This is a genomic window from Methanobacterium aggregans, from assembly GCF_017874455.1.
Taxonomy (GTDB): domain Archaea; phylum Methanobacteriota; class Methanobacteria; order Methanobacteriales; family Methanobacteriaceae; genus Methanobacterium_C; species Methanobacterium_C aggregans.
In genome coordinates this window covers 159828-171899 of the sequence record NZ_JAGGLN010000002.1, presented here as the reverse complement: position 1 = coordinate 171899, position 12072 = coordinate 159828, and the positions used below count along the sequence as shown (strand labels likewise).

The following is a 12072-nucleotide window of genomic DNA, read 5'->3' as shown; positions in this document are numbered from 1 at the left end:
ACTGAAAATGTCTGTTTTAAAACCACTTTACAGTATGTATGAATGGTACATCTCACGAAATCTTACACCTGAAAGCATGCCTAAACACGTGGCCATAATAATGGATGGAAATAGGCGTTTTTCAAAGATTCAAGGCAACATGAAAACAATTGACGGGCACAAAAGAGGTATAAGTACGCTGGAACGTGTTCTGGATTGGTGTGTTGATCTGGGAATAGAGATAGTAACTGTCTATGCGTTTTCAATTGAAAACTTCAAAAGACCTGAAGATGAGGTGGAAGGTTTAATGAGACTCTTCAAGGAAAATTTTGAAGGAATAGCCAGAAACGAGAAGATACATAAGAACAAAGTCAGAATAAAAGCTGTTGGCAAACTTGAACTTCTTCCCGATGATGTAAGGGAAGCAATACAGATAGCGGAAGATTCAACGGCATCATATGATAAAAGACTTGTTAATATTGCAATAGGTTATGATGGACGTCTGGAAATAGTTGATGCTATTAAGAAGATCATCACAGATGTTGAGGAAGGAAAGCTAGATCCAAATTGTGTGGATGAGAAAATTGTCAATTCAAAACTTTACACTGCAGGTTTGGATGATCCTAACCTCATAATACGAACAAGTGGAGAAGAAAGGTTGAGTGGATTCCTTCTATGGCAATCCTCATATTCTGAACTTTACTTCTGCGATAGTCTCTGGCCTGAACTTAGAAAAGTTGACTTTTTAAGGGCTTTAAGATCGTACCAGCAGAGAGAAAGACGTTTTGGAGTGTAGCTATTTTTAACGCTTTATATCTCCACACGATTTATAACACTTTAAATTTTATAAAAAGTGTAAATTTTTATAAAAAATTATTTTATCATTTTTTAAATCAGGATTTCTAATGGGGGATGTTTGCTTATGATGGACATACACTGCCATGTTGATTTTAAGGAGTACAATAAAAACCGGGAAGAAGTGATGAAAAGGTCCAAGGAAAAATTAACGGGTATCATCAATTCTGGAGCTAGTTTAGGTGGAAACAGACGAACATTAAAATTATTAGAAGAATATCCTAGATTTGTTCATGTAAGTCTTGGATTTCACCCTGTTAATGCATCGAAGGCAGATTCAAGTATAATAGAACAGGCCTTTAATGAGATCGAAGAGAACATAGATGGAGCCGTTGCAATAGGGGAAAGTGGTCTGGACTTTTATGAAGTAACAGATGAAGAAGGAAGGCGCAGGCAGCAAAAAGTTTTCTCATCATTCATAGAAATGGCAGTTGAATATGAGCTGCCCATTGTACTCCATGTAAGAAATGCAGAAAGACAGGCACTGGACATAGTAAAGAAACACTCATCAATTCCAGACGTTGTATTTCACTGCTATGGTGGAGACCTTGAAACAGCACAGAAAATAGTTGAGGAAGGTTACCACCTCTCATTTTCAACCATACTCTCCTTTTCAGACCATCACAAGAAGCTTGTGGAGGATATACCCTTATCAAATATCCTGACAGAAACTGACAGCCCATATCTATCCCCTTTTAAGGGGCAGAGGAATGAGCCGGCATTCGTTGAAGAAGTTGTGAAAACGCTTGCCCATGTGAAATCAGTTTCAGTCCGTGAAGTTGACAGGGTAACAGAGAAGAATGCAAGAAAGATATTTGGGATTTAAAACTTTCTTAGCAACTATCTTTAAAATTTTTCAAAATAAAAAAAAGGGATTGATCATCCATAAAGTTAAAGGATGTACTCATTATTCCTCTTTCTTATTTTCATTAAAAACTTCTTTTGCTGCTTCTATACCGTTTATTGCTGAGGGAAAACCAGCATATGCAACCATCTGAATTATAACTTCAACGATCTCTTCTTGGGTGCATCCCACATTGAGTGCACCATGGATATGGTCTTTAAGCTGTTCTTTAGCATTCCCCATGGCTGTGAGTGCTGCAACAGTTGCTATCTCCCTGGTTTTAAGGTCAAGGCCTGGACGGTTGTATATCTGGCCGTATGGGAATTCAATCACGAATTTTCCAAGATCAGGGGCCACATCCTTCAGATTTTCCATAAGAGCTTTACTGGCATTGGGATGAATTTTTTCAATGTTTTTTAATCCTTCTTCGTAGTTCTTATCACTCATTTAAATTTCTCCCTTTTCTAAGCTAACTCCTTATCTTTATGTGTTGTAATCAAATAAAGTTAAGGCCTTAAACATGACGTTTGGAACTAGAATGAGATCAATCCAATTGGAGGACACTATTGGATACGTATCATGCAACTCCTAGTATGGAATCTCTCTTAAGTGATCCCTAAAATAAAATCAAAAATTTTAAGATGTACCTTGAATCATCTAAGAGTATTAACTGGAAATTTTACTTGGAAGACAGGTGAACCAAATGAAGAAATCTTTTCAATTACTGGCGATATTCATAATATTAACATGTTTTGTGCTTCAAACTGCAGTAGCAGCAGCACCGAATGATAGTTTAAATAACGTTAAAGATAACACCAAGGAGACTCTTAACAATGCCTCCGCAACTGCTAATCAGACCGCTGATGAGGTCCAGAGTTTTTTGGATCCCCTGCAGAATATTCTGGACAGTATCAACTCCATTGTACAGCAGGTGCAGCAGATATTCTATGCACTGGGCGGAGGGCAGTGATCAAACCAGCTTTACATGAACTATTTCCAATTCAATGAGATACAACGCCCTATTTTTTATCTTTTTTGGATCTCCAAGGATAATCTTCAATCATTCAAAAATTCAATGTTTCAGAGGAGTAGTTTAAATAAAATAATTCCAGATAATCCAGTAATTCTGAGAGTGATGAATTGAGACCATACGTGATATTAAACTCTGCAATGACCCTTGACGGTAAGATAGCAACCAGAACAGGCAGTTCTGAAATTTCAGGTCATGAAGACCTTATAAGAGTTCACAGAATTCGGAAGAAAGTTGATGCAATAATGGTGGGAATAAACACGGTTCTTGCAGATGATCCACGTTTAACTGTGCATAAAATACCCTCAAAACCATCAGATAATCCTTTAAGAGTGGTTGTTGACAGTAGGGCAAGAACACCCATAGATTTCAGAGTTCTCAAGGATGATGCACCCACACTAATCGCAGTTTCAGAATCTGCAGACCCCAAAAATGTTGAAGCACTTAAAGAAAATGTGGATGTTGTGTCCTGTGGGGATAAACGTGTTGATCTTCAATGCCTCATGGCAGAACTTCATGAGAGGGGAGTGAAAACCTTGATGCTGGAGGGAGGTTCAACCCTCAACTATTCAATGCTCATCCAGGGGCTTGTGGATGAAATCAGGGTATGTATAGCTCCAATGATAGCTGGAGGTGTGGATGCAAAGACACTGGTTGATGGTGATGGCGTAGATCACATGAAAGATGCAGTTAACTTAGAATTTAAAAAGAGTTACAGTTTAGGGAAAGATCTGGTGGTGGAGTACCATGTTGTGCACGACTAAAGCCCCTAATCTTTTTAAAAGATTTAAATGATGTTTAAAATAAAAAATTAATTAAAATAACTTAAAATTGTTAGGCATATTACTTTTTCATGAGTAAATAAACTCCGTTTAGGATCAGACCAATGGTAACGAGCCATATAAGCACATTGAAGAAGCTGGGTACGGTGTACTTGACAACAATTATTAAGGCAGCTACAATGATGTAACATATTCCCATTATTTTCTCTTTCATATCAAAAACCACCACAATCTATTTAAATTAGTTTATAGGTACTATCCACTTGTTTTATAAACTTATTAAACTTTTCCATGAAAAAGTGGCAAAACTGTGTTTGGCAGCTGGGTAGATGAAAAAAATCAAAAAAAAGATATCAATAGGTTATAATGTGAAAAATATGAAATTTATTTTAGTTATAATATTAAAATCTTGTAAGGTACTGTAATTGATCCCTAATTTTAACTAAATTATTCCCTTACTCTTCAATATATTCTCAGGATTGTCCTTCAAAACCTTTTCAATCTCTTTTTCAGGTAATCCTGCACCTGAAGCAATTTTATATGCCATATCATAGGATATAAGGTCTTCAGGGGCGTGTGTATCAGTGTCCACAACGAGTTTGGCTCCAACTTCAAGTGCAACACTTGCAACATGTCCATTTCCAAGGCAATGGCCTCTTCTGGCACTAATTTCAAGAGCTATATCATTTTCTTTGGCAATTTCAGCTTCTTCAAGGGTTATAAGTCCTGGATGTGCTAAAATATCAACTTCGGGACAGTTAACTGCATTCCAGTTGGTGCCCTCAATCACAGGTTCAACTATGGTCTCACCATGAACAACCACAATCTCGGCTCCAAGATTTTTGGCTTGATTTGCGAGTTTTTCAATAATTTCAGCTGGAGCATGTGTTATTTCAGCTCCGGGAATAATCTCTATGTCCCAGTTTTCCCTTATATCCAAAACAGCATTTATTATCCTCCCAACACAGTCTATGTTGGATGCATCAACATGATCAGTTATTGCAACAGCCCTGTGGTTCAGTACACTTGCTCTTCTTGCTATCTCTGATGGTAAAAGCTCACCATCACTGAATATGCTGTGGGTATGGAGATCAATTCTCTTGTTTATAGTGGAATCCCCCTTTTTTTTTGATAGATTATTTATTGTTATCCAGCATATTAAAATATAGTGATAATCATGAAATCTTCCATTTTCGCCCCAGCCCATATAACAGGCTTTTTTGAAATACTCCACAACTCAAACCCTCTGAAGAAAGGATCAAAGGGTGCAGGTGTTGCCATTGACCATGGTGTAACCACTCATGTGGAGATAAAAGATGGAAACGGAGTTTCTGTCAAAATAAACGGAAAATATGATGTTCGTAACACATCTATAACATATAAAACCATTGATTTAATAAAGAAAGAGTTTAAATTAAGTGAATACTTAAAAGATAAAGAAATAAACATAAACCATGAACTGCAAGTTCCTGTTGGGGCAGGCTTCGGAACATCTGCTGGATGCGCCCTTGGAGCTTCACTGGGGATCTCAAAGAGACTCGGTCTTCCATTAACCTTTAATAATGCTGCAGCAATAGCTCATCTTGCAGAAATTAAAATGCAAAGTGGACTCGGAGATGTTATAGCAGAGGTTTGTGGAGGAATTACACTACGGGTTAAGGAAGGAGCTCCTGGAGTGGGGGCAGTTGATAAACTGATATTGAATGGAAATGGAAGTGGAGAAGACCTTTTCGTTATATCTAAAACCCTGGGGGAGATTGAAACTTCAAGCATAATAGGAGATCCAGGTTACAAAGCAAAAATAAATCAAACAGGAAGGGATCTGCTTTCAAAACTTTTAGAAAATCCAGATCCACAAATGTTCATGAAACTCTCGAGAAAGTTCTCAGAGGAAACATCACTCATGGATCCTGAAGTTTTGGAACTTGTTCAAGTTCTTGAAGATGAAACAATGGGGGCCTCAATGGCCATGCTTGGAAAAACAGCCTTTGCAATTTCTAAGAGTCCAGATACAAGTGTTGAAGGTGCAATAGTTTCCAAGATCGATACATGTGGGTGCAGATTTTTGTAAAAAAAGGATAGAATTCCTATTTAAGGAACAAGTTGTTTTAATAAAGTGAAATGAAAAGATTTAGAAAAAAAAGAGTTTTTTCAGGTTTTAATTAATTTCAATCCTTTAAAACATCTTCTATGGTGTAAATTATTCCTTCTGAATTGAGTCTGCGTGTTATACTTTTTGTCATTTTTCCAACTGCAAAAACCATCACGTTAAGGCCTCTTTTTGCTGCAGCCACAGTGGCTTGGGGTGTTGCAAATTCAAAATCAATTGCAATTTCTAATTTATCTGCAACAGCCCTGGAAATTGTTCCCATGGCACCGATCTTGTCAAATCCAGTATCATATATCTCAAGCACCCTTTCAAGGTTGCAGGATCTTGATCCGCCCTGATTTATGGTTGGAAGTCTGATTATGGTTACAGTTCCAAGTTTTAACTCAATGGTACCTCCAAGTCTGACCAATGCCACATCTTCTCCTTTTTTCGCGTCATTTAAAACTTCAGCGTAAGCTGGGGTTTTTTTCTTCGTTGCGTAGAGTGTACCTTTATCCATCTCAAGCCATATTTTATCGCCTGATCTCATTGGTTCTCTGGCTATTGCTGGCCAAACAGATTTGTAGGCGTTCATAGTTTCAAGAACATTGTCTGCATACTTTTTGAGGTTTGAGGCTTCACCCTTAACCTTTTCAATACCACGCTTCGTGATCTTGTACTTGGCACTGCCAAGCCCGGTTTCAACGTATCCCTCATCCACAAGATTTTTGATGTTCTCAGACACAGCTTGAACTGTTATTCCAAGTTTTTCTGCTATGTCCTTTTGCCTAAGATGTGGTTGTCCCCTTGCTATCTCTGCAAGTATCTGAAACCTTGTTAATTCTCCCTTTTTCTTGAACACCTTCATATTACTCATCCAACCAGTTTTAACATAATTTCAATTCATTGAGCTTGAGGTTCAATTCATTCAAACTCAACTTTTTCATTATTATAACTTCTTTAAATCATTCCATTTAAACTTTCATTGAAGATTTCAAGGAATTTATCTGCACTTCCATGGGGTATGTAAGCTCCGCAGGCAACTGAATGCCCCCCTCCAGTACCTCCAACTTTCTGGGCAACCTTCCTTATTAAATTACCGAAGTGTATTCCGTTGTAAGCAAGAAGACGTGAACATCGCAGTGAAACTTTTAAACCCTCTTTTCCATCTCCAATTTCTGTAAAACCTATTATTGGTTTTTTCCAATCCCCATAACTCAGGATCATCCCAGTTATGGTTCCCACAACTTCGCTCTTTATTTCACTACCATTGAAGTACTGCAGATTACTCATGGAGATGATCCGATCTTCCTCCTGAACCCAGCTCATCTTCTGGGCAAGGTACCTTCGGTGCTCCAGTGCAAGATCATCCATATCATCCAGCGCCATACCTCTATCTCCCTTCAAAACTCTAAGGGCAACATCATGCTTTTTATGGCGGCTGCAGGCATTCACAGAAGTTGAAAACTCACTTGCATCACGCAGTGGAGAATATTCCTCCTCATTTAAAAAGTCGTAAGAATCTCCTGAAATCAGTTTTGGAACGTATTTTACGTACTTCGATGGAACTTCCCTGCTCAGCATTCTAACTAACTCTGAAAACAGTTTACTTTTCTCTTCAGTACTCAGATCACATAAAGTCCTGTACTTTTTACCATTTTTTGTTGGAATACCCAGATTTTCAAGTAAAAAGAGACATTCAGTTTTGTTGTTGGTTATGGGCAGGTTCACATCTCCAAAGTATGATAAGGCAATAAAAAGTGGTCTTGTTTGCCTACCGTATAGAGCGAGGTCATTCGTTGACTCTACAAGATTTTGTTCAACACTTTCTGCAAGTATCTCCCGATTTAAACCCTCCATTTTGCCTGTTAAACTGTTCTGCATATCTCCAACAGCACTTAAAACACCCATCCAACTTAACTCATGGAATCCAAAGGTTTTAGCAAGGAGGTAAGTCATACCTCCCCCTGAAATTTCATAGGATCCATCCATTTTGTAGAAATGGGGGTTTATTTCAAGAAAACCATTATCAACACTATCTCCCGGTTTTCTGAGGGGTGTGTGATGGTCTAAAATCAGGGTTTTGGAATTTGATGTGCAGAACTTGTCCATGCACTGTCCAGAACCCAGATCAGAGAAAATTGTAAGTTCATTCTCTACTTCAAGGTCATCCATTTTATCCAGACTTATAAATTCAACTTCATGATCCTTCCCAAGCTTATCAAGTGTTGATGAAAGCACAGCTCCCGCTGTTACACCATCACAGTCTATATGGGTGTATATCTTAATATCCTCTGCATTCTCAACCATTTCATGAGCCTTTGAAAATCTTCTATCCATTGAATTTCTCTGAGCGTTGATCATTGATGTGAACTCCATAGTATCTAGTATAATGTAAGTGTAAATTAATAATAAATCTAACGATTTTTAGACTTTTAAGAAAACTCATCAATCCATATAAATCTGATCTATTAATTCACCAATCTTATGGGAATTAAAATACTCCTTATAAAAATAAGAACTATAAAAACTTAAATAAAAATTATATTATGGTGGTTTTGGTAAAAAGGAGTGTAAATAATTTTGGGATTACTTTCGTGAAGCCTTTATCATTTTACTTATCCTAATTAGGATTTCCCCTTTTGGCAGGTTTTTATCAACCAAAACCCTTCCTGAAACTTCCCACCATGATTTTGGATATGATTTCCCCTTTTCAATCGCAGGGTTCAAACCAATTTTTGCAGCAGCATTGGAGATCTCCCTGAGTTTTGGAGATTTCACTGCATGATCCCGCGGAACCCTCCGTCCTTCACCCTTCGTTTTTGTTGAATCAATGTAAACAGGCCATATAACTGCTTTCATTACCTTCACCCACCTTTTAAATCATTTTATAAAATCATTCAATTTATTCTAATTAAATTCAATAGCCAATGGAATGGCCCTGAGTTTTTAAACTATTCAACCATATCTTCAAACAGTTTCTGAAGCATGGCTTCAACTGTGTACTCTTCGGGTATTAAAACAGGAATATTCTCAGCTTCAAGAGGTTTAGCTGTTACAGGGCCTATTGCAGCAACCTTAACTCCATCTTTCATGGATTTCACAATATCCTCTTTTGCACCTGTTTCCTCTGCAAGTTGGAATAAATTCTTCACTGTCAGGGTACTTGTGAAGGTTACAGCGTCCACTTCTCCAGTTATTAAGCTTTTAATGAGATGGTTGACCTGTGTTTTATCCTTGGGGAGTCCTGATTTGTAGGCCTCTGCAAGAGAAACATCTGCCCCCATATCTTTAAGGCCCTCAGGAAGCACATCACGCGCAGCCATTGTACGGGGAATTCCTATTTTCTTCCCATTAACATCAATATCCTTAAAAATCTCAAGAAGGCCCTCTGCGGTGTAATCTTTAGGAACAATATCTGCATTGAGCCCGTTTTCATCTAAAAATTTAGCTGTTCTGGGCCCGATAACTGCTATTCGGCATTCTTTGTTCAATCGGTTTTTAAGGTCTTTGCAGTGTTTGAAGGCTGAGATGATTCCAGTTGGTGATGTGAATATCAACCAGTCCAGTTCAGGGGCCATATTGCACAGTTGGATCAGTGAATCTGTGTTTGATATCTGAAGTTCCAGTGTGGGCGCCACCAGGGGCACAACACCATTTTCTTCAAGTATGTCCACAGCTTCCTGCATCCTTTCGGCAGGCCGTGTCAGTGCAACTACCTTACCTTTCAAACCCTTCATAATCGTGCCTTCTTGAATACATCCACCACGTGCCCAACGATTACAAGGGCTGGTGGTTTAATATCATTTTTAGTTATATCTTCAAGTGTTCCAGTTATTATACGCTGATCAGAAAGTGTTCCTTTCTCAATAACACAAACGGGTGTTTTAGGATCCTTGTACTTCATGATTTCTTTCAGGTTCTCCTCAAGCATGCCAATCCCCATGAGGATTATGATGGTGTCAGCATTGAAGTTCCATTTAACCTGTTTTTTGGATTTGGTTGGGTCTTCATGCCCTGTAACGATTGTGAATGACGTTGCAATTCCTCTGTGGGTGACAGGAAGTCCTGCGGATGTTGGAACACCTATGGCAGAGGTAACTCCTGGTACGAATTCCACTCCAATTCCCTCTCCAAGAAGGGCAAGCATCTCCTCGCCACCACGTCCGAAAACAAATGGATCTCCACCTTTAAGCCTCACAACCACGTCATGTTTTTTACCTTCATCAACCAGTATCTGGTTAATTTCTTCCTGGGTTTTGTAGTGTTCTCCGGCCTTTTTACCAACGTAAATGAATTCTGCACCCTCGGCATGTTTCAGTATTTCTTCGTTGGCAAGGCGGTCATAAACAACAACATCTGCCTTTTTAAGTGCATTTACAGCTTTGACTGTTATAAGTTCAGGATCTCCGGGTCCAGCACCCACTAAATATACTACCATGGATTCACCTTTGAGTTTTATTAGAATATTACGACTAAATCTAGAAAGCATTCAAAGAACGCATTCAAATTAGAATTTATTTTAAACACGTTAACTAAACACATTAAAATATTCAACGATTGTTTTTAATATTTAACTTTTAATAGTTAACTATTCCCTTGAAGAACTTCAATCCATCATCTGATCCAAGAATGATCTCTGAAGCCCTTTCTGGATGGGGCATAACTGCACATACAAGACCTTCTTCATCACAAACCCCAGTTATGGCTTCCATTGAACCGTTTGGGTTTTCAGATTCAAATGAAAGAACTATCTGGTCGTTGTCGTGGAGTTTTTCAATCTCCTCGTTGTAGTAACGACCTTCAGCATGGGCTATGGGCATTCTTATAATTTCATCCTTCTTGTACATACTTGTAAATGGAGTTCTCGTTGTTCTAACCTTCAAATCTGCCCATTCACATATGAATTTGGAGTCCTTGTTTACTGTGAAAACTCCAGGCACAAGACCAACCTCTGCAAGTATCTGAGCTCCGTTGCATATACCAAGAACAGGTTTGTCATCTTTAACAGCTTCTTTGATCCCCTCAATAACAGGTGTTATGCCTGCTATGGCTCCGGCTCTTAAATAATCTCCATATGAGAAACCACCTGGTATTACAATGGCCTCAAAGTCTGAAAGGTCTCTCTGATTCCACCAGATATATTCAGGCTGCGCACCTGCAAGTTCCAGGGCATGAAAAACATCCCTATCACAGTTTGAACCGGGGAACCTTATAATCCCTACTTTCATCTTTCATTCTCCTTTTATCCATTTTCTGGAGTTATTGTTATTTCGTAGTCATGGATCACAGGATTACAGAGAAGTCTCTGGCACATTTCATCTATATTTTTATGTGCAGTTTCCTCATCTTCACCTTCAATTGAAAATTTTATTATTTCAATGGTGTCTGTGTTTTCAACCTTGTAATCCAGAAGAGCAAGAGCTCTTTGAATTGTAGCAGCTTCAGGGTTCAACATACCCTTTTTAAGACTTATTTTAACCTCTGCGTTGTATTTCATATGATCAATCCTCTCAATCAATAAGAAGTACAGGATCTGGTTAAATATCCAGATTCCACTTCTCTTTATCCTCATCATTCAGTATACGGGATGCAACAGTTATGTAAGCATCCATAACTCCAGATTCACCTTTTCTGAATAAATCCTTGTCCAGAACATCCCATGTTTCCATATCCCAGAACCTGCATGTGTCAGGACTTATCTCATCACCCAGAACTATGTTCCCCTCGGCATCACGTCCGAATTCAATTTTGAAATCCGGGAAAAGAATTCCCCTATCCTTCAAGAAGTTCTTTATGATGCTGTTTATTCTAAGGGTGATTTCCCTGATGGTTTCAAGGTCATCTGCAGTTGCAAGTCCAAGGGCAATTATGATATCATCGTTGAGCATGGGATCGTGGAACTCATCATTCTTGTAGTCCATTTGGATTATTGGTGGTTCAAATTCCTGTTTTTCTTCAAATGGGAACCTTTTAAGCAGGCTTCCTGCAGCCAGGTTCCTTGTTATGACCTCAAGGGGGATCATATCCAGCTTTTTTGAAAGCATGTAACCTGGTTCCAGAAGCTTGATGTACTGGGTTTTAACTCCAGCTTCCTCAAGGACCTCAAAGAACTTGGAAGATATTATAGAATTGTAAAAACCTTTTTTACTGAGACTTTCCTTTTTTGCACCATCTCCAGCAGTTATATCATCTCTGAATTTGACTATAACATTTTGGTTGTCTTCAGTTTCATAAACATCCTTTGCTTTACCCTTATATATGAGATTTCCAACCTTCGTGTTCATGGTAACTCCATTCTTTGTTTTTTGTATAATTATTTTATCAAATGTATATATACCTATAAATTACAATTAGAGATATTGTACTTTCTATTATAAATTATATTTAAGAGGTTATAATCAGATGATTATCAGGTGCTTAATAAACACGTGATTATAAAAATTCATCAAATAAAATTTCATTAAATTCATTAAAAATGAACATAATCCCT

At 38.1% G+C, this 12072-nt stretch carries 16 protein-coding genes; 5 read left to right on the top strand and 11 right to left on the bottom strand.

What is annotated here, in order from left to right:
- Positions 1–7: 7 nt before the first annotated feature.
- Positions 8–775, top strand: a complete 768-nt coding sequence (gene uppS, locus J2756_RS03550; protein WP_209583193.1) for a polyprenyl diphosphate synthase — start codon at positions 8–10, stop codon at positions 773–775.
- Positions 776–901: 126 nt separating this feature from the next.
- On the top strand, positions 902–1660 hold the full coding sequence (locus J2756_RS03545; protein WP_209583192.1) for a TatD family hydrolase: 759 nt from the start codon (positions 902–904) through the stop codon (positions 1658–1660).
- An 81-nt stretch (positions 1661–1741) separates the two neighbouring features.
- Here the strand turns inward: J2756_RS03545 and J2756_RS03540 are convergent, their stop codons facing one another.
- On the bottom strand, positions 1742–2125 hold the full coding sequence (locus J2756_RS03540) for a carboxymuconolactone decarboxylase family protein (RefSeq protein WP_209582654.1): 384 nt from the start codon (positions 2123–2125) through the stop codon (positions 1742–1744).
- Positions 2126–2381: 256 nt separating this feature from the next.
- Here J2756_RS03540 and J2756_RS03535 point away from each other — a divergent pair, with 256 nt between their 5' ends.
- Together J2756_RS03535 and J2756_RS03530 are read left to right on the top strand one after the other, a co-directional pair.
- A complete protein-coding gene (locus J2756_RS03535) occupies positions 2382–2648 on the top strand; it encodes a hypothetical protein (RefSeq protein WP_209582652.1) in 267 nt (88 codons plus the stop codon).
- Positions 2649–2818: 170 nt separating this feature from the next.
- Complete coding sequence (locus J2756_RS03530; protein ID WP_209582651.1) at positions 2819–3472, top strand: 2,5-diamino-6-(ribosylamino)-4(3H)-pyrimidinone 5'-phosphate reductase; 654 nt, start codon at positions 2819–2821, stop codon at positions 3470–3472.
- 79 nt (positions 3473–3551) lie between these two features.
- Here the strand turns inward: J2756_RS03530 and J2756_RS03525 are convergent, their stop codons facing one another.
- Complete coding sequence (locus tag J2756_RS03525; RefSeq protein ID WP_209582650.1) at positions 3552–3704, bottom strand: hypothetical protein; 153 nt, start codon at positions 3702–3704, stop codon at positions 3552–3554.
- Between the two features lie 228 nt (positions 3705–3932).
- Positions 3933–4598 (bottom strand): histidinol phosphate phosphatase domain-containing protein, encoded by a 666-nt coding sequence (locus J2756_RS03520; RefSeq protein ID WP_209583190.1) that lies wholly within the window; start codon positions 4596–4598, stop codon positions 3933–3935.
- A gap of 69 nt (positions 4599–4667) precedes the next feature.
- Between J2756_RS03520 and J2756_RS03515 the strand changes: the two genes are divergently transcribed.
- Positions 4668–5561, top strand: a complete 894-nt coding sequence (locus J2756_RS03515) for a pantoate kinase (RefSeq protein WP_209582648.1) — start codon at positions 4668–4670, stop codon at positions 5559–5561.
- 97 nt (positions 5562–5658) lie between these two features.
- Here the strand turns inward: J2756_RS03515 and J2756_RS03510 are convergent, their stop codons facing one another.
- The 8 genes from J2756_RS03510 to purC all read right to left on the bottom strand — a co-directional run bounded on the left by J2756_RS03510 (position 5659) and on the right by purC (position 11866).
- Positions 5659–6447 (bottom strand): DUF7839 domain-containing protein, encoded by a 789-nt coding sequence (locus tag J2756_RS03510; RefSeq protein ID WP_209582646.1) that lies wholly within the window; start codon positions 6445–6447, stop codon positions 5659–5661.
- Between the two features lie 92 nt (positions 6448–6539).
- Positions 6540–7943, bottom strand: a complete 1404-nt coding sequence (gene recJ / locus J2756_RS03505) for a single-stranded-DNA-specific exonuclease RecJ (RefSeq protein ID WP_209582645.1) — start codon at positions 7941–7943, stop codon at positions 6540–6542.
- A 225-nt stretch (positions 7944–8168) separates the two neighbouring features.
- Positions 8169–8441: a signal recognition particle protein Srp19 gene (locus J2756_RS03500; RefSeq protein ID WP_209582643.1), complete on the bottom strand. Its 273-nt coding sequence runs from the start codon at positions 8439–8441 to the stop codon at positions 8169–8171.
- Between the two features lie 92 nt (positions 8442–8533).
- Entirely contained in the window at positions 8534–9319 is a 786-nt protein-coding gene (locus J2756_RS03495) for a uroporphyrinogen-III synthase (RefSeq protein WP_209582641.1), read from the bottom strand.
- Positions 9316–10020 carry a uroporphyrinogen-III C-methyltransferase gene (cobA, locus tag J2756_RS03490; protein ID WP_209582639.1) on the bottom strand — a complete coding sequence of 235 codons (705 nt, stop codon included), beginning with the start codon at positions 10018–10020 and terminating at the stop codon, positions 9316–9318. The genes J2756_RS03495 and cobA overlap by 4 nt, the downstream gene beginning before the upstream one ends.
- Before the next feature lie 139 nt (positions 10021–10159).
- The gene (gene purQ, locus J2756_RS03485; protein ID WP_209582637.1) at positions 10160–10810 is read right to left on the bottom strand and encodes a phosphoribosylformylglycinamidine synthase subunit PurQ; all 651 of its coding nucleotides are present in this window, start codon (positions 10808–10810) and stop codon (positions 10160–10162) included.
- 14 nt (positions 10811–10824) lie between these two features.
- The gene (gene purS / locus J2756_RS03480; protein WP_209582635.1) at positions 10825–11079 is read right to left on the bottom strand and encodes a phosphoribosylformylglycinamidine synthase subunit PurS; all 255 of its coding nucleotides are present in this window, start codon (positions 11077–11079) and stop codon (positions 10825–10827) included.
- Between the two features lie 40 nt (positions 11080–11119).
- Positions 11120–11866: a phosphoribosylaminoimidazolesuccinocarboxamide synthase gene (gene purC, locus J2756_RS03475; RefSeq protein ID WP_209582634.1), complete on the bottom strand. Its 747-nt coding sequence runs from the start codon at positions 11864–11866 to the stop codon at positions 11120–11122.
- Between the last annotated feature and the right edge of the window lie 206 nt (positions 11867–12072).

Coding starts and splice junctions, on each gene's coding strand:
- recJ (WP_209582645.1), bottom strand. CDS start 7,943: ATGATCAACGCTCAGAGAAATTCAATGGATAGAAGATTTTCAAAGGCT.
- purQ (WP_209582637.1), bottom strand. CDS start 10,810: ATGAAAGTAGGGATTATAAGGTTCCCCGGTTCAAACTGTGATAGGGAT.
- purC (WP_209582634.1), bottom strand. CDS start 11,866: ATGAACACGAAGGTTGGAAATCTCATATATAAGGGTAAAGCAAAGGAT.
- J2756_RS03515 (WP_209582648.1), top strand. CDS start 4,668: ATGAAATCTTCCATTTTCGCCCCAGCCCATATAACAGGCTTTTTTGAA.
- J2756_RS03510 (WP_209582646.1), bottom strand. CDS start 6,447: ATGAAGGTGTTCAAGAAAAAGGGAGAATTAACAAGGTTTCAGATACTT.
- J2756_RS03525 (WP_209582650.1), bottom strand. CDS start 3,704: ATGAAAGAGAAAATAATGGGAATATGTTACATCATTGTAGCTGCCTTA.
- purS (WP_209582635.1), bottom strand. CDS start 11,079: ATGAAATACAACGCAGAGGTTAAAATAAGTCTTAAAAAGGGTATGTTG.
- J2756_RS03535 (WP_209582652.1), top strand. CDS start 2,382: ATGAAGAAATCTTTTCAATTACTGGCGATATTCATAATATTAACATGT.
- cobA (WP_209582639.1), bottom strand. CDS start 10,020: ATGGTAGTATATTTAGTGGGTGCTGGACCCGGAGATCCTGAACTTATA.
- J2756_RS03540 (WP_209582654.1), bottom strand. CDS start 2,125: ATGAGTGATAAGAACTACGAAGAAGGATTAAAAAACATTGAAAAAATT.
- uppS (WP_209583193.1), top strand. CDS start 8: ATGTCTGTTTTAAAACCACTTTACAGTATGTATGAATGGTACATCTCA.
- J2756_RS03500 (WP_209582643.1), bottom strand. CDS start 8,441: ATGAAAGCAGTTATATGGCCTGTTTACATTGATTCAACAAAAACGAAG.
- J2756_RS03545 (WP_209583192.1), top strand. CDS start 902: ATGATGGACATACACTGCCATGTTGATTTTAAGGAGTACAATAAAAAC.
- J2756_RS03495 (WP_209582641.1), bottom strand. CDS start 9,319: ATGAAGGGTTTGAAAGGTAAGGTAGTTGCACTGACACGGCCTGCCGAA.